Genomic DNA, 26193 nt, shown 5'->3' with positions numbered 1-26193 from the left:
TCAGGTTTTTTCGTCCATAATCTTGAAGCCGAACCCGGAAACCAATCGCCTCAGGCTCGCGGGCGGATTGCCTGAAGTGAAATAAGCACTGTCCGGACCTTCCGGCCGAACGGCAGGTGGAAGCGTTCTGGCCAAAGTCAGGGCGCGGCGGGCAATCGCCTCGGAAGTATCGATCCAATCTACCGGCCAAGGCGCGGTCTTGCGCATGCGGTTGACCAGGAATGGGTAATGCGTGCAGGCGAGCACGACGATGTCCGTCCGCCTGCCATCCTGCTCGATGAAGCAGGGCGCGATCTCCGCTCGCACCGCCTCCTCGTCGACGAAGCCTTCACGCATATACTGCTCCGCCAGTTGCGCAAGGTTTTCGCTGCCGACAAGCCGCACGTAACACTTGCTGGCATAGGCGCTGATCAGATCGCGCGTATATTGCCGCTTCACCGTGCCTGGCGTCGCGAGCACCGATACGAGGCCGGAACGCGTACGCTCCGCTGCAGGCTTGATGGCCGGCACGGTACCGACGAATTGCTGGTCCGGATAGGCCTGTCGAAGATCGGCGATCGCCAGGGTGGAGGCTGTATTGCAGGCGATCACGATGAGCGAGGGTGTGAAGCGGGTGATGAGGCCCCCGAAAAGCTCCACCAGGCGATCGCGAAGCGCCTGTTCCTCCCATGCTCCATACGGAAATGCCGCGTCATCGGCGACATAGACGTAGGGATGATCCGGCAGGAGTATCCTCGCTTCCTTCACCACGGAAAGGCCGCCAATGCCGGAGTCGAAGAAGAGAATCGGATCGTCACGCATGAACGAGGACCTGAAACCCGAGAGCCGACGACAATCGGCCGCCTCTCTTGTCGGCGGAGAGTCTCCCGCTTTCGACCGAAAACGAGGGCGGTTTGCGGCATGGCCGAAAGAGGCGCCCATCTCGCCCTTGATGAAGGAGCAAGCAAACTCGTGGAGTTGGGCGAAGTCCCACGTTCTTGAAATTTGCAAGAAAGGGGCTATTCACGAGCCATCCCCTAATCATCCACTTCCGGCGCACCAGACCCACGCGGCCGTTTCGGCGAGAATTTCTCAAGCGAGACGAGCACGCCGCGCAGCACCGCCAGCTCCTCCACGGTAAAGCCTGGCCGAGTAAAGAGAGCCCTCAGATTGTCCAGCATCTTCGGCTTCTTGTCCTCAGTGCGGAAATAGCCGCGTTCCGATAGAACGCGGTCGATGTAATCCATCAGACTGTTCAGATGCCCGCGAGGGGCCGGAACGTGCTCGGGCGAGACGGGTGCGACCCCCTCACCTCCAACCTTCATCCATTCATAGGACATGAGCAGCACGGCTTGTGCGACATTGAGCGAGGCGAACGCCGGATTGACCGGAAAGGTGACGATCTCGTCGGCCATCGCCACCTCCTCATTGGTGAGGCCCCATCGTTCGCGGCCGAAGAGGATGCCGGTCCTTTGCCCGGCCGTGTGCCGAGCCCGCAGCTCCCGCGTGGCTTCGACCGGGCCGCGTACTGGCTTGAAATTATCGCGCGGCCGAGCCGTGGTGGCATAGAGGAAATTCAGGTCCGCCACCGCACCTGCAAGATCGTCGAACACCTTGACCGTGTCGATAACGTGATCTGCGCGGCTTGCCGCCGCCCTGGCCTTTTCGTTGGGCCAGCCGTCGCGAGGGTTGACGAGCCGGAGCTCCGCCAGGCCGAAATTGGCCATCGCGCGCGCCACCATGCCGATGTTTTCGCCAAGCTGGGGCTCGACCAGTATGATCGCGGGGCCCTCGGCGAGCAATTCGCGTTGTCTATCCGTACCTGCCATAAGCGGCTGTTAGCGCCTTATCGCAATCGGGTAAAGCAGGGTGTGAGCCGCCTTTGCCAAGCGGCGCGGCAATGCTATAGGGGCGCCACTTCCAAGAATATGTATCGGCGGCGCGGTCCGCCTTTATCGGAGAGAGGCTTATGGCGAAGATCAAGGTGGACAACCCCGTCGTCGAACTGGACGGCGACGAGATGACGCGCATCATCTGGCAGCTCATCAAGGACAAGCTGATCCATCCCTATCTCGACATTGATCTCGAATATTACGATCTCAGCATCCAGAAGCGCGACGAAACCGACGACCAAATCACCATCGATGCTGCAAATGCCATCAAGAAGCATGGCGTCGGCGTCAAATGCGCCACCATCACTCCGGACGAGGCGCGGGTGGAGGAATTCGGCCTCAAGAAGATGTGGAAATCGCCGAACGGAACGATCCGCAATATCCTCGGCGGCGTGATCTTCCGCGAGCCGATCATCTGCCGCAACGTGCCGCGCCTCGTGCCCGGCTGGACACAACCCATCATCGTCGGGCGCCACGCCTTTGGTGACCAGTATCGCGCCACAGACTTCAAATTCCCGGGCAAAGGCAAGCTCTCCATCAAATTCGTGGGCGAAGATGGGCAGGTGATCGAGCACGAAGTGTTCGACGCGCCGGGTGCCGGCGTTACGTTGGCCATGTACAATCTCGACGACTCCATCCGCGACTTCGCCCGTGCATCTTTCAATTACGGCCTGCAGCGCGGGTATCCGGTCTATCTCTCGACAAAGAACACGATCCTCAAGGCCTATGATGGGCGCTTCAAGGACATCTTCCAGGAGATCTATGAAGCCGAGTTCGAGGCGGCCTTCAAGGAAAAGAAGCTTTGGTACGAGCACCGCCTGATCGATGATATGGTGGCGGCGAGCCTCAAATGGTCTGGCGGCTATGTCTGGGCCTGCAAGAACTATGACGGCGACGTGCAGTCGGACATCGTGGCCCAGGGCTTCGGCTCGCTCGGCCTGATGACCTCCGTGCTGATGACCCCGGATGGCAAGACTGTCGAGGCGGAAGCTGCCCATGGCACAGTGACCCGCCACTATCGCCAGCACCAGAAGGGCGAAGAAACCTCCACGAACTCGATCGCCTCGATCTTCGCCTGGACACGCGGTCTCGCGCATCGGGCAAAGCTCGACGGCAACGCGGAACTGAAAAAGTTCGCAGACACCCTGGAGCGCGTCTGTATCGAGACCGTGGAAGCAGGCTTCATGACCAAGGATCTTGCCCTTCTCATCGGTCCGGACCAGCCGTGGCTCTCCACGACCGGCTTCCTTGACAAGGTGGACGAGAACCTGCGGAAGGCCATGGCCTGAGCAAGGCTTCATCCAAGAAAGGCGGCCTCGGCCGCCTTTTTCATTTCCGGAGGCGCGGTCTTGATCGAAGCCTCCCCGCCCCTAGGATTCATTCCGACCTTGGCCAGGAAGACAGGGCGCGATGAGGCAAGACTCGTCGCGCACTCCTAGGATTGCGAGTGATCGGCATGAAGGCGTTCCCACACCCCACCCCACCCCGGCAACGGCTGCGCCTATCCGGTGGTACGGAATTGTCCTTCATCGCGGCAGGTGAGGCCTCCAAGCCCGCCGTCCTGCTTTTGCACGGATTTCCGAGCTCCGCGCGGACGTTTCGGGACGTCATACCCGGACTGTCGGAGGCGGCCTATGTGATCGCTCCCGATCTGCCCGGCTTCGGCGAATCCGATGTTCTGCCGCAGCCTTCGTTTCCCGCCTTTGGTGAGGCGATCTCCGAACTCCTGGACAGGCTCAAGATCGGGCCGCGCTATATCTATCTTCACGATTTCGGTTCCCCGGTGGGGCTTTATATCGCCATGCAGACACCCGAACGCGTCTTGGGTCTCATCGTGCAGAACGCCAACGCTCATCGAACGGGGCTTGGGCCGCAATGGGCCGCGACCCAGACGTACTGGTCGGAGCCGAATCCGGAAAACGAAGCGGCGGCGACCGCGCATCTGACCTTCGAGGGCACGCGCGATCAGTACATCGCGAATGTACCGCCGGACGTGGCGGCAAGGATCCCGGCAGATAGCTGGGAGGAGGACTGGCGGGTGATGTGCTTGCCAGGTCGGATGGCTACCCAGCGAGCCCTCATTGCCGATTATGCCGATTATGTCGCGCGGTTCGACGCCGTCGCCGAATATCTCGCACGCTGGCAGCCACCTTCCCTCCTGCTCTGGGGCAGGCATGATGCCTTCTTCGATCTCGCCGAAATCCAGTCATGGATGAGGGCTTTGCCGAGGATGGAGGCGCATATTTTCGACGCCGGCCATTTCCTGCTCGAGACACACGCCGCAAAGGCCACAGCGCTCATGCTCGACTTCATAAGAAGGGAGCATAAGAAAAGACATGAACGAGAGCCGTTCGCTGATGAGTGAATCGTTTGGAGTTCCCGTCGCTGTTGTTTGGGATTCTAGGTGATGCTGGAGAGGAACCGGCATCGGAGCAGCACCTCGTTTCAATGATCTTCGCCAACGTGTTGTGGCTGCCATCATGGTCGGGGAGAGCTGCCGGTCGGCGGCGGACCGGCTCGGTGTCGCAGTTCATCTGAGGTGAGGTGGTCGGAGCCTACCGGCCGACCGGTTCGGCACCCGCAAACGGATCAACCACACGCCGCATCTGACGCTCACGGCTGGGACTGCAGCGCGCGCGGGCTGAGGTGTTGCAAAACGCAGTGTGGCTGTTTCCGCGCGGCGAGGACTTCGGTTCAAAGCATTGTTCGCGCTTGAGCAGGCGAGCCTGCCATCGCACAGATGGCAGCGCCCCCGGTCTTGCCATCCCAATCGCGATCCGCCGCGATGATTGGGTCTTCATCGGAAGTAAACCATGGATGGACCCGGGATTTCCCGCTGAACGGGATCAAGACCAAGATGGCCGTTGCACGGTGGAAGCGGAAGCAAGCGCCTGCGTCGCTTCGCCCGCAAGGTCGGCCGCATGCTGACTTCTTCAGCGCGCTGCGGCTCGCCACGCCCTGCTGTTCGGCAGGCCGATCAAAGGCCAGCGCTTTCGCGGCCTATGTCGAACAACAGCTCGTGCCCGACAGCGTCGCCATGACCAATCTCGGTCGCATGAGCCTGCCGCCGTGCTGCAGATTATTTGCGTCGCCAGAGCCAGGTCCGATCCTGCTGCCCTACTCGCCCGATCTCAACCCGATCGAACGGGCTTTGGCAACGATCAAAGACTGGATACGGAACATCAAGAAAAGGCCATCGAAGAGACAGCGCCGCATCTGCCGACGTGTCTCGACTCGAAACCCGGCGAATGCGAAAACCACTTCGCAAACGCACGGCACGCTTCCATCAAATCGTCAACGACCCCAGCGCGAGCGCTTTAGCCCCAGTGGGGCCGGCAGCCGGCGGAAATCAAGCGCCGGCGAGCACTGCCCTAACTGCCTCCACCGCCGCCGCCGCGTTCGCCGCATCCGGGCCGCCGGCCTGGGCCATGTCGGGCCGCCCGCCACCGCCCTGCCCGCCTATGGCTGTAGACGCTTTGCGGACCAGCTCGACGGCGCTGAAGCGCCCCGTCAGGTCCTCGGTAACGCCGACAACGACGCTCGCCTTGCCCTCTTCCGAGGTGCCGACGAATACCACAACGCCAGAGCCGAGAGACTTCTTGCCCTCGTCTGCAAGCGGCTTCAGGTCCTTAGGCGAGATGCCCTCGACCACACGGCCGATGAAACCTACCCCGCCGATCTCTTCCTTCTCACCCGCACCGCCGGCGCTGGCGCCACCGCCAAGGGCAAGTTTCTTGCGGGCGTCCGCAAGCTCGCGTTCCAGCTTGCGACGCTCTTCCACAAGCGTTTCGAGACGCGGCAGGAGATCGCCCGGAGAGACCTTCAGCACGGCGGCCGCCGCCTTCAGCCGACGCTCCTGCTCATCGAGATAGCGGCGAGCGGCGGCTCCGGTCAGCGCCTCGACGCGGCGGACGCCCGCTGCAACCGCTCCTTCCGAGACGATATGCACGAGACCGATATCGCCGGTGGAGGCCACATGGGTGCCCCCGCAGAGCTCCAGCGAATAGGTCTTGCCGGCCTTTTCACCGCGCGTAGCCCTGCCCATGGAGACGACCCGCACCTCGTCACCATATTTCTCGCCGAAGAGCGCCATTGCGCCTTCCGCAATGGCATCATCCACTGCCATGAGGCGGGTGACGACCGGCTCGTTCTGCAGCACGACCTCATTGGCGAGGTCCTCGATTTCCTGCAGCTCCTCCTCGGCGATGGGCTTGGGATGCGAGAAATCGAAGCGCAGGCGGTCGGGCGCGACCAGCGATCCCTTCTGGGCGACATGGGTGCCCAGCACCTCGCGGAGCGCCTCGTGCAGAAGATGTGTCGCGGAGTGGTTGGCGCGAATGCGGGTGCGGCGCTCGTGATCGACACGCAGCGCGACGGCCTCGCCGACCTTTGCACTGCCTTTTATAACCTGGCCGAAATGGACGAACAGGCCCTCGCCCTTCTTCTGCGTATCCCTGACGTCGATGACGAAATCATCGCCTTCGATCGTACCCGTGTCGCCCACTTGGCCACCGGATTCGCCGTAAAAGGGGGTCTGGTTGGTGACAACCGCAACCTCCTCGCCCTCCGAAGCGACATCGGCCATGGCACCGGCCTTCACGAGAGCGGCGATAACACCTTCGGCCTCCTCGGTCTCATAGCCAAGAAAATCCGTCGCGCCCGTCTTGTCCTTCACTGAAAACCAGACCGTCTCGGTGGCGGCTTCGCCAGAGCCTGCCCAGCTGGCGCGCGCCTCTGCCTTTTGACGCTCCATGGCGGCATTGAAGCCTTCGAGATCGACGGCAACGCCGCGTTGGCGCAGCGCGTCCTGCGTCAGGTCGAGCGGGAAACCATAGGTGTCGTAAAGCTTGAAGGCGGTCTCGCCGTCGAGCCGGTCGCCTTCGCCCATGCCGGAGGTCGCGTCGGAAAGGAGGTTCAGGCCGCGCGCCAAAGTCTTGCGGAAGCGCGTCTCCTCCAGCTTCAGCGTTTCGGTGATCAGCGGCTCGCCGCGCACCAACTCCGGATAGGCCTGCCCCATCTCGCGCACGAGCGCGGGGACGAGACGCCACATCAACGGCTCATCGGCGCCTAGGAGCTGCGCATGGCGCATTGCGCGGCGCATGATGCGGCGAAGCACATAGCCGCGCCCCTCATTCGACGGCAGAACACCGTCGGCGATCAGGAAGCTGGATGCACGCAGATGGTCCGCGATGACATTGAAGCTCGGGCGCCGCTCGCCTTCGGCCCGGACCCCGATCGCCTCTTCCGTCGCACGGATCAGCGCCTTGAAAAGATCGATGTCGTAATTGTCGTGCACGCCTTGCAGCACGGCGGCAACGCGTTCCAACCCCATGCCGGTGTCGATCGAAGGCCGCGGCAGGTTGATGCGCTCCTCGGGCGTCAGCTGCTCGTACTGCATGAAAACGAGATTCCAAATCTCGATGAAGCGATCTCCGTCCTCGTCGGGACTGCCGGGCGGTCCGCCAGGGATGCCCTCGCCGTGGTCGAAGAAGATCTCCGAGCACGGACCACAGGGCCCGGTATCACCCATAGCCCAGAAATTGTCGCTGGTCGGGATGCGGATGATGCGGTCCTCGGAGAGGCCGGCGATCCTCTTCCAATGGCTCGCTGCCTCGTCATCGGTATGGTAGACCGTGACGAGAAGGCGTTTCGGGTCAAGGCCGAACTCCTTGGTGACCAGCTTCCAGGCGAGCTCTATGGCGACGTCCTTGAAATAGTCGCCAAACGAGAAATTGCCGAGCATCTCGAAGAAGGTGTGGTGGCGGGCGGTGTAGCCCACATTGTCGAGATCATTGTGCTTGCCGCCCGCGCGCACGCATTTCTGCGCCGTGGTCGCGCGGCGATAGGGGCGCGTCTCCAATCCGGTGAAGACGTTCTTGAACTGCACCATCCCGGCATTGGTGAACATGAGGGTCGGATCATTGCGCGGCACGAGCGGGCCCGAGGCCACGATCTCGTGTCCGTTCTTCTTGAAATAGTCGAGGAAAGTCGACCTGATATCGTTGACGCCGCTCATGTAATTGCCTTTGCGAGAAGTCCGCCGCCGTGGCGGGAAAAGGGTCGCAGCCTTTTAGCGCCCACGCTTGGGCCTGTCCAGAAAAGGTGGAATGGAGGCGCGCGTCATCCCCGTCACACCCACTTTCGCGTCTGGCCGTTTTGGAACGGGAGGCGGGAGGCATTTCCGTGCCTCCCGATCGGGTATTCGTCGCGGGTGCAACCCCGCCGCTGCTGTCTTGACAGACCGGTAAAGGACGGCCCCTGCCGGGCCCAACCCGGTCTTCCCTCAGATGTGTGCGCCCCTTTATTCCTCAGCTTCGTCCAAGGACCACAAGGGAAATTCACCAATCCAAGTATAAAGCGAAGGAAACTTTACGTCCTTAGCCCGGTTGCTCGGCACTTCGGGAGCCGAGCATCACGAAAGCAGGGATTGCGCCGTCCGGCCAAGCGGTTCAGCCCTCTGCGGCATCATCCAAGGAACCGTCCTTGTCATCCGCCTCCAGCAAGTGTTCGGCGATGAGGCCGGCATTCTGCCTCAGGGCCAACTCGATCTCGCGTGCGACCTCGGGATTGTCCCGCAGGAATGTCTTGGCATTTTCCCGGCCTTGGCCGAGGCGCTGGGAATTGTAAGAGAACCAGGCGCCGGACTTCTCCACCACGCCAGCCTTCACGCCCAGGTCGACAAGCTCACCGGTCTTCGAAACGCCCTCGCCATACATGATGTCAAACTCGACCTGCTTGAAAGGCGGCGCCATCTTGTTCTTGACCACCTTCACGCGGGTCTGATTGCCGACCGTCTCCTCCCGGTCCTTGACCGAGCCGATGCGGCGAATGTCGAGACGAACCGAGGCGTAGAATTTAAGTGCATTGCCGCCCGTCGTGGTCTCCGGTGAACCGAACATGACGCCGATCTTCATCCGGATCTGATTGATGAAGATCACCATCGTGTTGGAACGGGAGATGGAGGCCGTGAGCTTCCGCAGGGCCTGGCTCATCAGGCGGGCCTGCATGCCCGGAAGAGACTCGCCCATCTCACCCTCGATCTCCGCACGGGGGGTAAGGGCAGCCACAGAGTCCACCACGATGACGTCCACGGCGCCGGAACGGACCAGCGTGTCGCAAATCTCAAGTGCCTGCTCGCCCGTGTCGGGCTGGGAAATGAGCAGGTTCTCAAGATCCACGCCCAGCTTGCGGGCATATACAGGATCGAGCGCGTGCTCGGCATCGATGAAGCCGCAGATGCCGCCCTTCTTCTGCGCTTCCGCGACCGTGTGCAGGGCCAGCGTCGTCTTACCGGAGCTTTCCGGCCCGTAAATCTCAATGATGCGGCCTCGCGGCAGCCCACCGACGCCGAGCGCGATATCGAGCCCGAGCGAGCCGGTCGATATAGTCTCGATCTCGACGACCTTGTCGTTGGCACCCAGCCGCATGATCGAGCCTTTGCCAAAAGCCCGTTCGATCTGCGACAGCGCTGCATCCAATGCCTTGGACTTGTCCACCCCGTTATCCTCTACAAGCCGCAATGTGTTCTGAGCCATGATACAATACCCCTTGTCCTCAATGGAGACCGCGCCGGCCAATCTCCCTATCTTTTATGTACCTGTTTTGTTCTAGTTTGGCAATAGAGATCATCTCATTGACATGAAACATAAAATCGGATCATGTTCCTTTTTCGTTTCAGCGACCATCGCGTTTTCTATGGGGGCGCGCGACTGATGGACGGAGGGAGTTTGGGGCAAAAGCGCGGCAAAGCGATTCGGAGCGAGTGATGGCACGTGCCAAACTGTTCGCCATCGGCGGGGCCCATATCGACCGCCGTGGGCGGGTGAGAGGGCCTTATGTGGCCGAAGCCTCCAATCCCGGAACGATGCGCGAGGATGTCGGCGGGGGTGCGTTCAACGCGGCAAGAGTGGCTGCGCAACGCGGCCTTTGCGTGAGCCTTCTGTCGTTGCGCGGTGGCGATGCGGCAGGCCAGCAGGTCGCGGAGGCAATCGAGGAAAGCGGGATCGAGGACTGTTCTGCCATTTTTCTCGACCGTGCGACCCCGAGCTACACGGCGATCCTGACGGAAGACGGCAATCTGGTGACCGGTCTGGCGGATATGGGCCTTTATGAGATCGGCTTTTCCAAACAGCTTCGCCGGCGCAAAATCCGCGATGCGGTCTGCGGGGCCGATGCCGTGCTTTGCGACGCCAATCTGCCGGGCGAAGCGCTGAGCTTGCTCGCGGAACTTGCGGCCGACAAGCCGATGTTTGCCATCGGCATCTCGCCGGCCAAGGTGGAGCGCATGGTAGCGGTTCTCGACAAGCTCCGTTGCCTTTTCATCAACCAGCGCGAGGCACGCCAATTGGCCGGCCTGCCGGCCAATGCATCCATTTGGCAGGTGGGCGAGACGCTTGCCGCGCGCGGATTGAAAACGTGTCTCATCAGCGCGGGGGGCGCGCCTCTCATCGTCATGGAGCAAGGCCGTTTCCTGGAAATCGTGCCGCCGGCGCCGGCGCGCCTCACCGATGTCACTGGTGCGGGCGATGCGCTCGCAGGAGCGAGCCTCGCGGCGATGCTGCGTGGCCTGCCCCTGGCCGAGGCCGCACGCGAAGGCATTGCGGCGGCGAAAATCGTGGTGGAAAGCGAGAGGGCCGCACCTAGAATCGACGAAGCAGCCTTCCGTGCGGCGCTCGCCCTGGTGCCGCAGCCACGCATACCGGAACAGGAGAAGTTATGAGGCTTCCTGACGAGATCGACGTGCACGGGCCCGTGGCCGCGGCACTTTCCGCCGGAAAACCCGTCGTGGCGCTTGAAAGCACCATCATCACGCATGGCATGCCTTGGCCACAGAACAACGACATGGCAGCCGAGGTGGAGGAGATCGTCGCGGCGGAAGGTGCGGTACCGGCAACGATCGCGGTTTTAGACGGCCGCCTCAAGATCGGTCTTTCGCCGGAGGAACGCGAGAGGCTCGCGCAGTCGCAAGACGCTATGAAGCTTTCGCGCGCCGATCTCGCCTTCGCCATTGCCCGGGGACGGACCGGCGGCACGACCGTCGCCGCCACGATGATTGCCGCGCATCTTGCGGGGATTTCCGTCTTTGCAACCGGCGGTATCGGCGGAGTGCATCAAGGCGCGGAGAAGAGCTTCGACATCTCTTCGGATCTCGACGAACTGGCACGCACGCCAGTGATCGTTGTCTCAGCGGGCCCGAAGGCCATTCTCGACATTCCGAAGACGCTGGAGGTGCTGGAGACGCGCGGCGTTCCGGTGGTGGGATTTGGGACCGACGCCATGCCGGCCTTCTGGTCCAGAAGCTCACCCTGCCCTGCGCCGCTGCGGCTCGACGCGGCGGAGGAGGTCGCACAATTCCAGAAAGCGCGCTCACGCCTCGGCATTTCTGGCGGCATGCTGATCGGCAATCCGGTGCCTGAAGAGGCGGAAATTCCGGCGCAGGAGATGGCCGGCTATATCGCCGAAGCGCAGGCGGACGCGGACAGGGCCAGGATCAGCGGCAAGGCTGTCACGCCCTTTCTGCTCGCGCGCATTCTGGAGATCACCCGAGGCCGCAGCTTGAAGACCAATATAGCGCTCGTCAAAAACAATGCGCGCCTTGCGGCGCGCATCGCGATTGCCCTTTCGGCATGACGGAGCGCCGCCAGGCGGCGCTCCCGGTGCCCTTTCGGACTTAGCCCGCTGTAAGAGGAGCGAGGCGGATTTCGACGCGACGGTTCTGCGCCCTGCCATCCGGGGTCGCGTTCGAGGCGATCGGCTGCGACGGCCCCTGGCCGATGACGGCGAAGCGACGGCTGTCCGTGCCCTGGGCGATCAGATAGTTCGCCACCGACGAGGCGCGGCGCTGCGACAGCTGCATATTGTGTTCGAGGCTGCCAGTGGAATCGGTATGGCCGTAAACGTCGACCAGCGTCTGATTGTACCGCTTCAGCACCAGTGCCACGGAATTAAGCGTCTGGTAGAAGGCCGGCTGGATGTCGGCGGAATCCGTGGCGAAAGTGATGTTGGACGGCATGTTCAGGATGATATAATCGCCCTGCCGCGTGACACTCACACCGGTTCCCTGGAGTTGGGCGCGCAGTTGCGCTTCCTGTTGGTCCATATAGAGGCCGATGCCGCCACCGGCGAGCGCGCCGATGCCGGCTCCTAGCAAGGCATTGCGGCGATCGTCACCACCCGCGAGCAGGCCGAGCCCCGCGCCCGCCAGTGCTCCGAGCGCAGCCCCTCCGGCCGCGTTGGACATCTTCGGCTGCCCCGTATAAGGGTCGGTGGTGCACCCCGCCACCAGCGCTCCCAGAACCGCAGCGGCAATTACTTTCTTCAGCATCGGCATCCTCTCCTGATCGGTTTCCTCCGCCCCGCCAGCGGAGAATCAGTAATGCGTTCATGCTTTAACACAAAATGCCCAGAAATCCGGCACCCCGGATTCACGTCGTGGTTTTCCCGTCAGGAGAGCAAGGCAAGCCCGCATGTTCGGGCACGCGCCATTGATCGAAAAGGAATAATATGCGTTGGTTCGGCCACCGGCCACGCCGGAGTCGTCTCTCAGCTGTCAATCGAGTATCAGAATGCAGGCCACCCGATCCAGGATTGAGCTCGTCGACATCGCCCGCGGTGTGGCGCTCATGGCCATGGCGATCTACCATTTCACATGGGATCTCGACTTCTTCGGCTATGTGGAGCCGGGAATGTCGATCACCGGTGGATGGAAGTTCTTCGCGCGGTCGATCGCCTGTTCTTTCCTGTTTCTCGTGGGCTTCAGCCTTTATCTCGCCCATGGACATGGCTTCCGGGCAAAGCCCTTCGTGAAGCGGCTCGGGATGATTGTCGCCGCGGCAGCCGCGATCACCGTCGCGACTTATATTCTGTTCCCGGATTCCTTCATTTTCTTCGGCATCCTGCACCATATCGCGCTCGCCACTGTTCTTGGCGTCGCTGTGTTGAGGTTGCCGATCCTGGTGCTGCTCCTGCTTGCTGCGGTTGTGATCGCAGCGCCGCATTTCATGCATGCGAACTTTTTCGACCATCCTGTCTTCTGGTGGACGGGGTTTTCTCGCAACATCCCCAGCACCAATGATTATATCCCGATCTTCCCCTGGTTCGGGGCGGTGCTTCTGGGCATTGTTGCGGCGAAGGCGGCCGACCGATCCGGCCTTCTTGCCCGGTTGGCCGAAATCCGGACAAGCCGGGTGCCACTCCTGGGGGCTGCGGGGAGGCACAGCCTCCTCTTCTATCTCGTGCATCAGCCCGTGCTTTTCTCATGTGTATGGCTCTTCGCACAGGTGATGCCGCCCGACAGAGGGCCGGCATTCATGCAGGCTTGCACCACCCAATGCATGTCGCAACGCGACGAGGCCTTCTGCCGCGCTTATTGCGGCTGCGTGCTGGACGAGGCGGCGGCGCAGAACCGGAGCGAGGCGTTGTTCGCTGTCGATCCGGACGAGGAGACCCGTGTGTGGCTCGAAAACCTTGTCTTGCAATGCTCGATGGAAAGGGATGAATAGCAGGCGTTGCAGCACCGGGCATCCTAAGAAGATTGGTCTTACGCGTCGTGCTTTCCGAATGGGTCCGGTTCGAGCCGATGCGCAGGGAGGAAGGAATGAGCCGATCGATTGATAATGCGCCAAGCCGAATCCCCTGGCCGCCGATCCTTTACGTCCTGGCCATTGCCCTCAGCATCGTTGTCGGGCAGCTTTTCCCCTCGCCCTGGTTCGGATCGCCGCTTTCCGACATGCTGTTTGCGGCGGGTTGGCTGATCGGGCTTGCGGGTCTTGGCATGGACGTTGCTGCGCTCAGGAGGCTGCGCCTCGCCAAGACGACGATCATGCCGACCCGAGGCTCCACGCACCTGGTCACGGAAGGGCCCTTTTCCTTCAGCCGGAACCCGATCTATCTCGGCAATACGATGATCGTGATCGGTATCGGCCTTATCGCCGGCGATGCCTGGTTCCTGCTGTTTGCGCTCCTCGCAGCCCTTGCCACGCAGAAGCTCGCCATCGAGCCCGAGGAACGGCATCTCGCGCAGCACTTCGGCAAACGCTACCGCGATTACCAGAAGAAAGTGCGGCGCTGGTTCTGATCTGCCCCGGAATCAGGTCTTGACGCCGAGCTCGGCAAGGCGCTCCACACAGGCCTCTTCGGCCTGATCCAACTCTTCGAGCGTATCTTCAAGATCGCGGCGCTTCTGGCGGAGTGCCTGGCGCTTTTCTTCGATCTTCTCCAGAAGAAGCCGCAATTGGCCCACTTCTCCCGGCGGCGCCTTGTAGACTTGGATGATCTCGCGGATTTCGTTGATGGAGAAACCGAGCCTGCGTCCGCGCAGGATCTGGCGGATCAGGTGGCGGTCCGACGGGCGATAAAGGCGGGTGCGCCCCCGGCGCACGGGATTGATGAGCCCCTCGTCCTCATAGAAGCGCAATGTGCGTGTGGAGATGCCGAACTCCCGCGTGAGTTCCGTGATCGTGTAATATTCTCGCATCTCTACCGCCTGCCGCATACGGGGACCTGTCACTGTCACTGGATTACGTAAAAGTCAATTCGTGGACACCTCATCACCTCTTCTCACCAAAGAATGAATGGAGCGAGAGCCCTCCAATTCCTACGTTTCAAGTCATTGCTGAGACGAAGGATTTCATGAAATGCCACTTGTTAGAGAAGCAACCTACCAATTGCTGCGGCAGCTCGGCCTTACGACAATTGTTGGCAATCCGGGCTCGACGGAAGAGACTTTTCTCAAGGATTTCCCGGATGATTTCGATTACGTTCTCGCCCTTCAGGAAGCGAACGTCGTCGGTATTGCCGACGGACTTGCGCAGGGCCTGCGGAAGCCCGTGATCGTGAACGTTCACACGGGCCCAGGCCTCGGAAATGCGATGGGCTGTATTCTCACCGCCTATGAGAATAAAACACCGCTCATCATTACAGCCGGGCAGCAAACCCGCAAAATGCTCCTCTTGGAACCCTTCCTCACCAATATCGACGCGACGGTCATGCCGAGACCATGGGTGAAATGGAGCTATGAGCCATCGCGCCCCGAGGATATTCCCGCCGCCTTCATGCGCGCTTACGCAAGGGCCATCCAGCAGCCGATGGGGCCCGTGTTCCTTTCGCTGCCGCTTGATGATTGGGAGAAGCGGATCGATGAGGCTCCCGCGCTTCGCGCCACATCCAGCCGCATGGGACCTGATCCGTTATACGCAGAGCTTTTCGCCGACAAAATCAACGCCAGCAAAAGGCCCGTCCTGGTCTACGGTTCAGATATCGCGCGCAGTCAGGCCTGGGATGCGGGCATTCGTTTTGCCGAAACCCTGCAAGCGCCGGTCTGGGCTGCCCCCTTTGCCGAGAGGACGCCATTTCCCGAAACGCATCCGCTTTATGCCGGTGCCCTGCCTGCCGCCATCGGGCCGCTCTCGGCGAGGCTCGAAGGGCATGACCTGATCGTCGTCGTGGGCGCTCCAATCTTCCGTTACTACCCCTATATTCCCGGGCAGTATCTGCCTGACGGTGCGCGCCTTCTCCAGGTAACGGATGATCCGGATGCGGCCGCAAAAGCCCCGGTGGGGGACAGTATCGTAGCCGATAGCCTTCTATTCCTCGAAACGATACGGCCGCTGATCGACCGGAATACCAGGATGGCCCCTGAAATCCGGAAGCCTGTATCAACGAAGCCGGACCTCGATCATCTCCCGCTTTCGGCAGATGCCGTTCTGAGCACGATCCGGCCGTTGTGCCCCGCAGACTTCGTCCTTCTAAGCGAGTCACCCTCAACCATTGCTGCCTTGCAGCGATGGTTCCCGATAGACAAGCCGGACAGCTACTATACGTTTGCATCCGGCGGGCTTGGATGGGGCATGCCTGCCGCCGTCGGTCTCGCGCTTGCGGAGCGGAAGAGCGGACGCAACCGCCCGGTTATCGGCCTGATCGGCGACGGCTCCTTCCAGTATTCACTGCAAAGCATCTACACAGGCGTGCAGCAGAATGCGCACGTGATCTTCGTCGTCCTTCGAAATGGTGAGTATGCAATCTTGAAGGAGTTCGCAAAACTCGAGAAAACGCCCAATGTGCCCGGCCTCGACCTTCCCGGGCTCGACATCGCTTCGCTCGGTCGAGGCTACGGCGCTCGGACTTTCCGTGCTACGGATGCGGCAGAAATTCGAGAGGCATTCAATGCGGCGCTCGCCCATACAGGAACCAGCGTTATAGAAGTTCCAATCTCGCCCTCTTTGAACCCGCTTCTTACCGGGTGGTCTGGCCGGACAACGGCAGGGCACGCGAGATCGCATCAGGCCGGATCTGCATCTTAGCGTTCGAGACACCGCTCGGGAGGTGGGTCTCACGCGGTGCCAAGCTGCCGCTTCGCTACCCGCAGATCCTCCACGAAACGTTTGTATTCCAGCGCGGCGAGATCCGCGTCAGGGAGCCGCAGCAGATAGGATGGGTGAACGGTGACAAGGATCGAAAGGGAGTTCGACGAGAGAATGCGCCCGCGCTCCTTGGTCACCGGAACCGCCCGGCCCGTAAGTCCCAACATGGCGGTTGCGCCCAGCGCTACGATCAGCCTCGGCTTCACCGCAGCTATTTCGCGCTGGAGCCAGAAACGGCATTTCGACACTTCGCCGGCGCTGGGCTTCATATGGATGCGGCGCTTGCCACGCGGTTCGAACTTGAAATGCTTCACCGCATTGGTGACATAGGCCTTACTGCGCTCAATCCCTACTTCCGCCAACGCTCGATCGAAAACCTGGCCGGCGGGGCCGACGAAGGGTTTTCCCGTCAGATCTTCGTGATCACCGGGCTGCTCGCCGACAAACATGATGGCCGCATTCAACGGGCCCTCACCGAGGACCGGCTGCGTCGCCGGCCCGTATAGAGGGCAGGAGCGGCAGGTCTGCACTTGCCCGCGAAGCAAGTCGAGCGGCGTGCCGTCACCTACTTCATGCGGCTTTTCCGCCAGGCGCTCGGTCAGGGTCGCCGCAAAACGCGGCGGTGCATCCGGCGGCTGTTCTCCCATGGCCTTGGTGCGCAACGAGGCGGTCTTGACCAGTTCCGGGATCTGCGCAGTCTCCGGCATGGTCGCCCAATGCTGCTTCGGCATCTGTGCGACCATGGCTTTCACGCGAAGCCGCGCGGGATTGAAGGTGGTGCGGTAATAAGCCCTCCACACCTCGTCGAGCACCTCATCACCAGTCCGGGATGGACGGATGGCCGGCGGCCCGAATAGCAAAGAACGGCCGTCCCATGCCACGGTGCCCACGGGCGTGGCGATCAGCCAATCCATATTGGTGAAGCGGTCCATGAAGAACGGGGCCGCAAGCTGAAGGATGCGGTGCTGCGGCTCGTGCCAGGCGACGAACAGGTTTTTGCCGTCGATCTCGCGCTCGGCAAAACGCACATAGGCGTGCATGCGGTAGACATCCTTGTCGACCGCCCTGGCATAGCGGGAGGCTTGCATGGCCTCTCGATCCGCCACGTTGCCGAGGATGTGGCGCTCGCCGCTCCGGATGCGCCAGAGGAGCCGGTAGAGAAGCGCAAAGCGATCGGATGCGCTGTGGCACAGAACCTTTCTCATCATGTCGAGAAAGCTGCGCGGCACGACCATGTCCAGCTTTGATCCACTCTCCTCGCCTACTTCCTCGAAAAGTGAAGGGGTGCTCGAGGTAGAAAATATCACCTCATCGGGCTGAAGGCCCTGCGCAAGACATTTCCGCGCTGCCGTGCGGAAGGCCTCCGGAGTGCAGTCATCAGGAAGCGGCACGGTCAACATGTCAAAGCCCCAGCGAAAGCTGCTTGGGCTGTGGCGCCAGCCGCTGTTTCAGCCGCTCCTGATCCAGCAGCCCGGCGGGCCTCCAATCGGGCGTCACGATGAACGGCCTGATCCGAGCGAGAGATCCGGAAAGCCGCGCAAGCTCAGCCAGGCGCAGGGTGGCGTGCCGGCGCGAAGCTATGATGCGGTCTACCGCCCGCGTGCCCAGTCCCGGCACCCGCAGGAGCATTTCGCGGCTCGCCCGGTTGACGTCCACCGGGAATGCCTCGCGATGCGCGAGCGCCCAGGCGAGCTTCGGATCGACCGATAGATCCAGCATGCCGCCGGGCATGGCTTCTTCGATATCCGAGAGCGAAAAGTCGTAGAAGCGGAGCAGCCAATCGGCCTGATAAAGCCGATGTTCCCGCAGCAACGGAGCCGGTTTGTCCGGCAGATATGTCGAAGGATGCCCGGTCGGGCTAAAGGCCGAGTAATAGACGCGCTGAAGCGCGTAGGACGCATAAAGCCGGCTGCTGGCGCGGAGGATATCGCGGTCAGAGGAGGTATCCGCGCCCACCACCATCTGCGTGCTCTGCCCTGCCGGAGCGTAAGGCGGCGGCTTGCGCCTGGACCGCGTCCGCTCGGAGGAAGCTTCTATTTGCTGCCGCGTCCGGGCAAGACCGCGTTTAATATCGACGGGAGACTTCTCCGGCGCCAGTTTTTCGAGCGCGGCTTCGGCCGGCAACTCGACATTCATCGACAGCCGGTCGGCATAAAGACCTGCTTCGTCCAGCAGTTCCGGGCTTGCGCCGGGAATGGTCTTTAGATGGATGTAGCCGCGAAAGCCGTGCTCCTCGCGCAATGCTCTCGCCACCCGTACCAGGTCCGACATGGTCTCGTCCGCCGAGCGGGCGATGCCCGAAGAGAGGAACAGCCCCTCGATGCAGTTGCGCCGGTAAAGATCGAGCGTCAGCTTCACCACCTCGTCCACGCGGAAGCGGGCGCGCGCAACATTGCTGGAACGGCGGCTGACGCAGTAGCTGCAGTCATACATGCAGAAATTGGTAAGCAGGATTTTCAACAGCGAAACGCAGCGGCCGTCGGGCGTGAAGGCATGACAGATGCCCTGTCCCGTGACAGAGCCGAGGCCGCTGCCGGCCTTCCGCTTCTCGCCGCCCGAGGACACGCAAGAAGCATCATATTTGGCGGCATCCGCCAGGATCTCCAGCTTCTGGAGCAGGTTGAGCGGCATGGACGAGTTCCATTGTTCTTCTTTTGTTCTTGTTATAGGGCTCCTCTTTCCGATTGGCAAGAACGGACGACCTGCAAATCCGTCGCATGCCGGGGGCCATCCAGTCCGGAATTGACGTCACCCTCCTTCGGACGGTCGACTCCTCCCTTATGAAAATGCCGATATGATTTCGGCATCGGCCAAACGAAGGCGACAGCCGTGTTCTTTGTTCTCTCGAAGCTGTTCTCGATCGTCACGGTTCCTTCGAACCTGATCGGGCTTATCGCGCTGCTGGGGGTCCTTCTTCTCTTCTTCCGCCGCAAAGCGGCGGGCGCAGTGTTTCTGACTGGCGCAGGCATTCTGCTCCTCGCCATCGGATGGTTGCCGCTCGGCAGCGCCGCCCTTCTTGCCCTGGAAAACCGGTTCCCAAAACCCGCAATCGCCGGGCCGGTGACCGGTATGGTGGTCTTGGGCGGCGAAATCGATACGGATGTTTCGAACGACCGAAAAACAGTCGCACTGACGGATGCGGCCGAGCGGCTCACCAAAACGGCGGAATTCAGCCGCCTCTACCCAAACGCGCGAATTCTTCTCTCCGGCGGCGACAATGATCTGTTGGGGGCGAGCGGCATGGCGGAAGCCGCACTTGCGCGCGATCTCCTCGTCCAGATCGGTGTGCCGCGTGAGCGGATCGAGATCGAAGAGCGATCGCGGAACACCTGCGAGAACGCGATCGAAAGCAAGAAAGTCGCCGCGCCGAAGGCCGGGGAATTGTGGCTGCTCCTCACGTCGGCGTTCCATATGCCGAGGGCCGTCGCCTGCTTTCGCGCAGCGGGTTTTCCCGTTCTCCCATACCCCGTGGATTACCTGGTACGCCGTTCTAATCTGCGCAGCATTGGCTCCTCCTCCATCGCCGAGGGCTTGTATCTGGCGGATATCGCCGCGCATGAATGGCTTGGGCTGGTCGCCTACCATTTTGCCAAAGGAACCGAGTTGCTCCCCGCACCGTGAAGCACAGAGCCGCCGCCCCGCCGGCGGAAGAAAGACGGACCGCAAATCGTTAGCGTCAGCGAGCCTGTGCGCAAATCGAGCACTGCCCCAGGTAGCCCTTGACCGATACATATCCCAACGGTTATTTATCCGACCGATAACCAGCGAGCTATTGATCACGATGCCGGAGCCCTACGATATCCTTTTCAGGACACTTGCCGATCCGACGCGGCGGGCGATCTTCGAATGGTTGTGTCGTGACGGAGACCAGACCGTCAGGGTATTGACGGCGCGGGCGGGTATTTCGCAACCGGCTGTGTCCAAGCATCTGCGGGTGCTGAAAGAGGCAGGACTGGTGCGCGACCGCCCCGAAGGACGGCAGACGCATTATGCCGCCCAGCGCGCAGCCCTATCGCCACTGATCGATTGGACGAGCCAGATGGTCGGGTTCTGGGAAAGCCGGTTCGACAGCCTCGAGGATCTTCTCAATAGGATGGACCAATGAGTGAAAACCCGGCCGAAACGCTGTCGGTCATTGTCGAGCGTGAGCTAGCACATCCGCCGGAAAAGATTTGGCGCGCACTCACGCAACCTCACTTCATCGAGGAATGGCTGATGAAGAACGACTTCAAGCCCGTCGTGGCGCACCGTTTCAACCTCACCGCAGACTGGGGCGCAGTCGATTGTCAGGTGCGGACGGCTGAACCAAACAAGATGCTGTCCTACACGTGGGATACCAAGGATCTCAGAAGTGTCGTGACATGGACGCTCACTCCCACGAGCACGGGAACCACCCTCCTGCGCATGGAGCAAATCGGCTTTGGTCCGGATCAGCAGCCATACTACCGGGGCGCCAAAGTCGGATGGCCACGGTTTCTTGATGGCTTGGAGCAGGTTCTGGCGCGGATGGATTGAAGTCCTTCTTGCGAGAATTGAAAGCGCTCAGTGGAGAAGGAAAATGAAGATCAAACTGACCAGCCTGTATGTGGACGACCAGGAAAAGGCTCTGCGCTTCTACACCGAGGTGCTGGGCTTCACCAAGAAAACCGATGTCGGAAACGGGCCATATCGTTGGCTAACGGTGACCTCATCGGAAGAGCCGGACGGTACCGAGCTGCAGCTCGCCCTCAACGACAATCCGGCCGCCAGGGCATATCAGCAAGCCCTGTTCCAGCAGGGCCAGCCCGCGGCCATGTTCCACGCGGATGACGTGACGCGCGAATACGAGCGCATCAAGGCTCGTGGTGCCGAGTTCACCATGCCGCCCACCGAGGTGATGCCCGGCGTGAGCATCGCGCAGCTGAACGACACCTGCGGCAACCTCATCCAAATCAACCAGCTGGCTCGGCGGTAGCAAAGGCTTTCGGCATCCATACCGCTCCGGCTCGTCTTCAAAGGAGGCATCATTGAACTGGAACAAGCAGATCCGGCAGGTTCATCGTTGGCTGTCGATCATTTTTACGGTGACGGTCATTGCCAATTTCGCAACAATGGCATTGGGTGAGCCGCCAGCCTGGGTGGTCTATTCGCCGCTGCCGCCGCTCTTCCTGCTCCTGTTCACCGGCCTTTATATGTTCGCGCTGCCCTACGCCAAGAAAGGCGCGCATCGCTGACCATCGGCGCGAACCGATGGTCTGCTCGTGCCTGCCAAGGGAGCCTGCCTTCCCGATAAGACACTCTTGAGGCGACAGGGTACCCCAGCAGCAGGAATGTCAGGCCTGGACATTGTCCGGCGCTGCGGCCGACATGTCCATCCAGGCGGGTTCGAAGACGTGACCATCCGGGTCCTCAAAGGTGCGGACATACATGAACCCCATGTCCTGCGGCGCGCGGATATCGGCCCTGCCGCCGGCGGCGGCCGCGGCCTCGGTGATGGCATCCACCTCTTCGCGGCTATCACGCGAGAGCGCGATCAGCATGCCTATGGCCTCACCCGCATTGGCAATCGGCCGCGGCGTGAAGGTCGCGAAATATTCATGTGTCAGCAATTGGAAGACGATCGTGTCTGACCAAACCATCGAGGCCGCATCGTCTCCGCTGAACTGTTCGTTCTTGACGCAACCGATCGCCTCGTAAAAGCGGATCGAGGCATCGAGATCCTTCACCGGTAGATTCACAAAGATCATTTTGGGCATGTCTGGCCTCTCTGATTGGGATCACCATCTGCGATTTCCGGCGGATAGCACAGGCATTTCCACCTATGCCGCTAGGACGTCCTGAAGCACCCTCCCCCGACATCGGCGCATAAATAATGGCGGAAGGCAAACATAAGACGCTGTGAAGCACGATATGAGGTTTGGTCACGCCCGATTCAGACCAGTTCCACATCCACCACGCCGGGCACGGCGCGCATGGCGGCGGCGATCTGGGGCGATATGCGATAACGCTCCGGAAGGCCGACCTCTATCTCACCGAGGCCACCTTCCTTGATGACGATCAGGCTCACCTGCCCCTCCCCGCGTGTGGTGAGCTGCGAGGAGATCGCCTGGATCGGCTGCGGGTCACGCAGATAAATGCGCAGCGCCTTCTGCATGCGACTCGCCTCGTCCTCCAGCGACTGTACCGTCTGAATGCGCAGGTTGATGCCTTCCGGGCGATCTTCGGCCGAAACCATGATGACGACCGAGCGGCCGGGCTCCAGCAGGTCGCGGTATTGGGCGAGCGCCTCGGAGAAGAGCACCGCCTCATACTGCCCGCTGGCGTCGGAAAACTGCACGATGCCCATCTTGTTGCCAGTGCGTGTCTTGCGTTCCTGCTTGGCCGTGACCGTGCCTGCAAGCCGGCCGGCCGTTGCACCACGCTTCACGGCAGCCTGGAACTCACCCCAATTTTGCACGCGCATTTTTTCCAGCGTCTGCCGGTAATCGTCGAGCGGGTGCGCTGACAGATAGCAGCCCACCACCTGGAACTCGCGATGGAGTTTTTCCGCCGGCAACCACTGGGCGGCGGCCGGCAAATGCAGTTTTTGCGGCTCGATCGCAGCCGAGCCGAAAATGTCCGCCTGGCCAAGGGCAGCGTCTTCGGCAGCGCGCGCCGCCATGCCCATCAGCCGATCGACCCCGGCGAAAAGCGCGGCCCGATCATGGCCGAAGCAATCGAAGGCGCCAGCGCAGATCAGGCTTTCGAGCACCCGTTTGCCCACGATCTTGGGGTCAACCCGTGCGCAGAAATCCTCAAGATTCTTGAAGGCTCGTTCTTTCCGCTTCTCGACAATGTGCTCCACCGCGGCATCGCCCACGCCCTTGATGGCGGCGAGCGAATAATAGATGCGGTTCTCGCCCACCTCGAAATCGCGGTAGCTGGTCATGACGGAGGGGGGCACCACCTCGATGCCGAGCCGGATCGCATCGCGGCGGAAATCGTTGAGCTTGTCAGTATTGGCCATGTCGTACGTCATGGACGCGGCCAGGAATTCCACCGGGTAATGCGCCTTGAGATAAGCCGTCTGGTAGGAGACGACGGCGTAGGCGGCGGCGTGCGACTTGTTGAAGCCGTAGTCGGCGAATTTGGCGAGCAGGTCGAAGATGAAGTCGGCTTGCTGCTTGGTAACGCCGCGTTCCACCGCGCCCGAAACGAAGCGCTCGCGCTGCTTGTCCATCTCGGCGCGGATCTTCTTGCCCATGGCGCGGCGCAGGAGATCCGCTTCGCCGAGCGAGTAGCCGGCAAGCTCCTGCGCGATCTGCATCACCTGCTCCTGGTAGACGATGACGCCCTGCGTCTCCTTCACCAGGTGATCGATCTTTGGATGGATCGAGGCGATCTCCTCCTCGCCATGCTTTCGGGCATTGTAGGTGGGGATGTTCTCCATCGGACCGGGGCGGTAAAGCGCCACCAGCGCGATAATGTCCTCGATGCGGTCCGGCTTCATGCCGATCAGCGCCTTGCGCATGCCCGCGCTTTCCACCTGGAACACGCCGACCGTCTCGCCGCGCGACAGCATCTCGTAGGTCTTCTGGTCGTCCAGCGGGATCTTCGAAAGATCAATCTCGATCCCGCGGCGACGGATGAGCTTCACCGCCGTCTCAAGCACGGTAAGGGTTTTCAGGCCGAGAAAGTCGAATTTGACGAGGCCCGCCTGCTCCACCCACTTCATGTTGAACTGGGTGACGGGCATGTCGGAACGCGGATCGCGGTACATCGGCACAAGCTCGGAAAGCGGCCGGTCACCGATCACAATGCCTGCAGCATGGGTAGAGGCATGGCGGTAGAGGCCCTCGAGCTTCTGGGCGAATTCGAGAAGCGTGCCGACGATCGGTTCCTTCTCCACCTCCTCCGCAAAGCGCGGCTCATCCTCGATGGCCTTGTGCAGAGGCGTGGGATTGGCCGGGTTCGAGGGGACCATCTTGCAGAGCCGGTCCACCTGGCCATAGGGCATTTGCAACACGCGGCCTACGTCTCGCAGCACGGCCCGCGCCTGCAACGTACCGAAGGTGATGATCTGACCCACCTGGTCGCGGCCGTATTTGCCCTGAACGTACCGGATCACCTCCTCGCGCCGATCCTGGCAGAAGTCGATATCGAAGTCTGGCATCGACACGCGGTCGGGGTTCAGGAAGCGCTCGAAGAGCAGCGAGAAGCGCAGTGGATCGATATCGGTGATGGTGAGCGCATAGGCCACAAGCGACCCCGCGCCCGAGCCGCGGCCGGGTCCCACAGGAATGTCATGCGCCTTGGCCCATTTGATGAAGTCCGACACGATGAGGAAGTAGCCGGGAAACTTCATCCTCTCGATTATGCCGAGCTCGTATTCCAACCGCTCGACATATTCCTCTCGCGTGTGCCCCTCCGCCAGGCCCTGGGTGGTGAGGCGCATTTCCAGGCCCTCGCGCGCCTGACGCTTGAGCTCGTCGGCCTCCGCCTTGAGCGCAGCCTCAGCGTCGCTGGCATCGCCGCCGGTGAAGCGCGGCAGGATTGGCGCCCGCGTTTTCGGATAATAGGAGCAGCGCTGGGCGATCTCGATCGTATTGTCGAGCGCTTCCGGCAGATCGGCAAAAAGCGCGGCCATCTCGGCCTGGGTCTTCAAGTAGTTGTCCGGCGTAAGTCGACGGCGGTCGTCCGAGGCGATGACGGAGCCCTCGGCGATCGCGACCAGCGCGTCATGCGCTTCGAAGTCGTCACGCTTCGGGAAGAACGCTTCATTGGTGGCCACCAATGGCAGGTCGTGCTCATAGGCGAGATTGACCGCTCCCGCCTCCAGAGCGCGGTCATAGCCCTGAAGCCGCTCCAGTTCCACATATAGCCTGTCGCCGTAGGCTTCCTTCAGGAATACGAGGCGGGCTTCGGCAATCTCCACCCTGTCGGCCTTGATGGCGGTGCCGATCGGCCCGCGGGGGCCGCCCGTAAGGCAGATGATGCCGTCGGCATGATCCTGAAGCCAGCCGGCCGCTACATGGGTGGCCGAGCCAGCCTCGTTTTCCAGATAGGCTCGGCTTACGAGCCGCACCAGATTCGCATAACCGGTTTCGGTGGCAGCAATCAGCACAAGCGGGTCATATTCGCCGAAGGATTTGCGGCTGGCCGCGCGGCGGGCCTCGGAAAAAGCATCGTGGAAGGCCACGTCGAGCTGGCACCCGACGATCGGCTGCACTCCGTCCTTGACCGCCTTTTGCGCGAACTCCAGCGCGCCGAAGAGATTGTTTGTGTCGGCAATGGCTATGGCCGGAGCCTCGTCCTTCAGGGCATGGCCGATGATCTTCCCAAGCGGAAGCGCGCCTTCCAGGAGGGAATAAGCGGAGTGAACGCGCAGATGGATGAAGCTGCACTCCGGCTGCGCTTGAACGCGCCCCGCTTCCTTCATGAGAGGATCACGCGATCTGCGGTCGCTCGCCATGTTCCGTCGTTCCCATCAGACTCGTGTGGCCAATCCGTCCATCTAGCCCCTCCTTGCCCGCAGCTGCAAGGACGAGGGAAAGCGCGCTGTGTACAAGCCTATTGCAACGCGCGGGGGAACGAGTTGGCCGCTCGTGAATTTCTCCGGCATCCGAACTCATTTGGAGGATACAATGAAAGCCAGATTCCCCGCGACCCTGACCGCTCTTCTGCTCCTGTCGGGCGCTGCTTATGCGCAGACCACCGTCGTCGTTTCTCCGGAACAGGAGACGGTCATCCGCGAATATGTGGTCCAGCATCAGGTGCAGCCGATCCAGCCGCCAGCAGACGTCACGATCGAAGTCGGTGCGACACTGCCCGAGACGGTAGAACTGCATCCGCTCGAAGCGCCGAATCTCGACGTCAAATATCAATATGTCGTCGTCGATGGCCGCACTGTGCTGGTCGACCCGGGTACGCGGAAAGTGGTTCATATCATCAGCGACTAAGCAGATCATCAAGGGTTGGAAACGGGCTACCTGGTTCCAACCCTT

The 26193-nt window shown here is 61.5% G+C and carries 23 protein-coding genes and 1 pseudogene; 14 read left to right on the top strand and 10 right to left on the bottom strand.

The window, feature by feature from the left end:
• Together murI and CHEJ32_RS0115890 are read right to left on the bottom strand one after the other, a co-directional pair.
• Positions 1–801 (bottom strand): glutamate racemase, encoded by an 801-nt coding sequence (murI, locus tag CHEJ32_RS0115895; RefSeq protein WP_028034670.1) that lies wholly within the window; start codon positions 799–801, stop codon positions 1–3.
• A 215-nt stretch (positions 802–1016) separates the two neighbouring features.
• Positions 1017–1808 carry an RNA methyltransferase gene (locus CHEJ32_RS0115890; protein ID WP_028034669.1) on the bottom strand — a complete coding sequence of 264 codons (792 nt, stop codon included), beginning with the start codon at positions 1806–1808 and terminating at the stop codon, positions 1017–1019.
• A 140-nt stretch (positions 1809–1948) separates the two neighbouring features.
• Between CHEJ32_RS0115890 and CHEJ32_RS0115885 the strand changes: the two genes are divergently transcribed.
• The 3 genes and pseudogenes from CHEJ32_RS0115885 to CHEJ32_RS27775 all read left to right on the top strand — a co-directional run bounded on the left by CHEJ32_RS0115885 (position 1949) and on the right by CHEJ32_RS27775 (position 5192).
• On the top strand, positions 1949–3160 hold the full coding sequence (locus CHEJ32_RS0115885) for an NADP-dependent isocitrate dehydrogenase (RefSeq protein WP_028034668.1): 1212 nt from the start codon (positions 1949–1951) through the stop codon (positions 3158–3160).
• A 167-nt stretch (positions 3161–3327) separates the two neighbouring features.
• Positions 3328–4236, top strand: coding sequence for an alpha/beta fold hydrolase (locus CHEJ32_RS25030; protein ID WP_051469706.1), 909 nt, complete (start codon positions 3328–3330; stop codon positions 4234–4236).
• 115 nt (positions 4237–4351) lie between these two features.
• A pseudogene (locus CHEJ32_RS27775) lies at positions 4352–5192 on the top strand (IS630 family transposase).
• A 28-nt stretch (positions 5193–5220) separates the two neighbouring features.
• On the opposite strand, the gene alaS reads toward CHEJ32_RS27775, so the two are convergent.
• Both alaS and recA read right to left on the bottom strand, forming a co-directional pair.
• Positions 5221–7887 carry an alanine--tRNA ligase gene (alaS, locus tag CHEJ32_RS0115870; protein ID WP_028034667.1) on the bottom strand — a complete coding sequence of 889 codons (2667 nt, stop codon included), beginning with the start codon at positions 7885–7887 and terminating at the stop codon, positions 5221–5223.
• 433 nt (positions 7888–8320) lie between these two features.
• On the bottom strand, positions 8321–9406 hold the full coding sequence (recA, locus tag CHEJ32_RS0115865) for a recombinase RecA (RefSeq protein ID WP_028034666.1): 1086 nt from the start codon (positions 9404–9406) through the stop codon (positions 8321–8323).
• A 230-nt stretch (positions 9407–9636) separates the two neighbouring features.
• On the opposite strand from recA, the gene CHEJ32_RS0115855 reads away from it, so the two are divergent.
• Together CHEJ32_RS0115855 and CHEJ32_RS0115850 are read left to right on the top strand one after the other, a co-directional pair.
• Positions 9637–10590: a carbohydrate kinase family protein gene (locus CHEJ32_RS0115855; protein ID WP_084032835.1), complete on the top strand. Its 954-nt coding sequence runs from the start codon at positions 9637–9639 to the stop codon at positions 10588–10590.
• The gene (locus CHEJ32_RS0115850; RefSeq protein WP_028034664.1) at positions 10587–11501 is read left to right on the top strand and encodes a pseudouridine-5'-phosphate glycosidase; all 915 of its coding nucleotides are present in this window, start codon (positions 10587–10589) and stop codon (positions 11499–11501) included. Before CHEJ32_RS0115855 ends, CHEJ32_RS0115850 begins: the two co-directional genes overlap by 4 nt.
• Positions 11502–11541: 40 nt before the next feature.
• Here the strand turns inward: CHEJ32_RS0115850 and CHEJ32_RS0115845 are convergent, their stop codons facing one another.
• Positions 11542–12195, bottom strand: a complete 654-nt coding sequence (locus tag CHEJ32_RS0115845) for an OmpA family protein (protein ID WP_028034663.1) — start codon at positions 12193–12195, stop codon at positions 11542–11544.
• A gap of 241 nt (positions 12196–12436) precedes the next feature.
• Between CHEJ32_RS0115845 and CHEJ32_RS25025 the strand changes: the two genes are divergently transcribed.
• Positions 12437–13372 carry a heparan-alpha-glucosaminide N-acetyltransferase gene (locus CHEJ32_RS25025; RefSeq protein ID WP_034658602.1) on the top strand — a complete coding sequence of 312 codons (936 nt, stop codon included), beginning with the start codon at positions 12437–12439 and terminating at the stop codon, positions 13370–13372.
• 95 nt (positions 13373–13467) lie between these two features.
• Complete coding sequence (locus CHEJ32_RS0115835) at positions 13468–13947, top strand: isoprenylcysteine carboxylmethyltransferase family protein (protein WP_028034662.1); 480 nt, start codon at positions 13468–13470, stop codon at positions 13945–13947.
• Between the two features lie 12 nt (positions 13948–13959).
• Here the strand turns inward: CHEJ32_RS0115835 and CHEJ32_RS0115830 are convergent, their stop codons facing one another.
• A complete protein-coding gene (locus tag CHEJ32_RS0115830; RefSeq protein ID WP_028034661.1) occupies positions 13960–14346 on the bottom strand; it encodes a MerR family DNA-binding transcriptional regulator in 387 nt (128 codons plus the stop codon).
• Positions 14347–14506: 160 nt separating this feature from the next.
• On the opposite strand from CHEJ32_RS0115830, the gene mdlC reads away from it, so the two are divergent.
• Complete coding sequence (gene mdlC, locus CHEJ32_RS25020; RefSeq protein WP_084032834.1) at positions 14507–16171, top strand: benzoylformate decarboxylase; 1665 nt, start codon at positions 14507–14509, stop codon at positions 16169–16171.
• A 29-nt stretch (positions 16172–16200) separates the two neighbouring features.
• Here the strand turns inward: mdlC and CHEJ32_RS25015 are convergent, their stop codons facing one another.
• Complete coding sequence (locus CHEJ32_RS25015; protein WP_034658601.1) at positions 16201–17631, bottom strand: UdgX family uracil-DNA binding protein; 1431 nt, start codon at positions 17629–17631, stop codon at positions 16201–16203.
• Position 17632: 1 nt separating this feature from the next.
• Positions 17633–18862 (bottom strand): putative DNA modification/repair radical SAM protein, encoded by a 1230-nt coding sequence (locus CHEJ32_RS0115815; protein ID WP_028034660.1) that lies wholly within the window; start codon positions 18860–18862, stop codon positions 17633–17635.
• A 198-nt stretch (positions 18863–19060) separates the two neighbouring features.
• On the opposite strand from CHEJ32_RS0115815, the gene CHEJ32_RS0115810 reads away from it, so the two are divergent.
• The 5 genes from CHEJ32_RS0115810 to CHEJ32_RS0115790 all read left to right on the top strand — a co-directional run bounded on the left by CHEJ32_RS0115810 (position 19061) and on the right by CHEJ32_RS0115790 (position 21444).
• Positions 19061–19852: a YdcF family protein gene (locus tag CHEJ32_RS0115810; RefSeq protein WP_028034659.1), complete on the top strand. Its 792-nt coding sequence runs from the start codon at positions 19061–19063 to the stop codon at positions 19850–19852.
• Positions 19853–20012: 160 nt separating this feature from the next.
• Positions 20013–20336, top strand: a complete 324-nt coding sequence (locus CHEJ32_RS0115805) for a helix-turn-helix transcriptional regulator (RefSeq protein ID WP_028034658.1) — start codon at positions 20013–20015, stop codon at positions 20334–20336.
• Positions 20333–20746: an SRPBCC domain-containing protein gene (locus CHEJ32_RS0115800; RefSeq protein ID WP_028034657.1), complete on the top strand. Its 414-nt coding sequence runs from the start codon at positions 20333–20335 to the stop codon at positions 20744–20746. Before CHEJ32_RS0115805 ends, CHEJ32_RS0115800 begins: the two co-directional genes overlap by 4 nt.
• Positions 20747–20789: 43 nt before the next feature.
• On the top strand, positions 20790–21185 hold the full coding sequence (locus CHEJ32_RS0115795; protein ID WP_028034656.1) for a VOC family protein: 396 nt from the start codon (positions 20790–20792) through the stop codon (positions 21183–21185).
• Positions 21186–21237: 52 nt separating this feature from the next.
• Complete coding sequence (locus CHEJ32_RS0115790; RefSeq protein ID WP_028034655.1) at positions 21238–21444, top strand: hypothetical protein; 207 nt, start codon at positions 21238–21240, stop codon at positions 21442–21444.
• 99 nt (positions 21445–21543) lie between these two features.
• Here CHEJ32_RS0115790 and CHEJ32_RS0115785 read toward each other — a convergent pair whose 3' ends face one another.
• Positions 21544–21966 (bottom strand): VOC family protein, encoded by a 423-nt coding sequence (locus tag CHEJ32_RS0115785; protein WP_028034654.1) that lies wholly within the window; start codon positions 21964–21966, stop codon positions 21544–21546.
• 176 nt (positions 21967–22142) lie between these two features.
• Positions 22143–25628, bottom strand: a complete 3486-nt coding sequence (dnaE, locus tag CHEJ32_RS0115780; RefSeq protein WP_198023878.1) for a DNA polymerase III subunit alpha — start codon at positions 25626–25628, stop codon at positions 22143–22145.
• A gap of 205 nt (positions 25629–25833) precedes the next feature.
• Here dnaE and CHEJ32_RS0115775 point away from each other — a divergent pair, with 205 nt between their 5' ends.
• Positions 25834–26148, top strand: a complete 315-nt coding sequence (locus tag CHEJ32_RS0115775) for a DUF1236 domain-containing protein (protein WP_028034652.1) — start codon at positions 25834–25836, stop codon at positions 26146–26148.
• Positions 26149–26193: the final 45 nt, after the last annotated feature.

This window comes from Chelativorans sp. J32, assembly GCF_000518985.1.
Lineage (GTDB): Bacteria > Pseudomonadota > Alphaproteobacteria > Rhizobiales > Rhizobiaceae > Chelativorans.
Note: the sequence above shows the minus strand (reverse complement) of the source record. Positions and strands in the feature narration are given on the sequence as shown.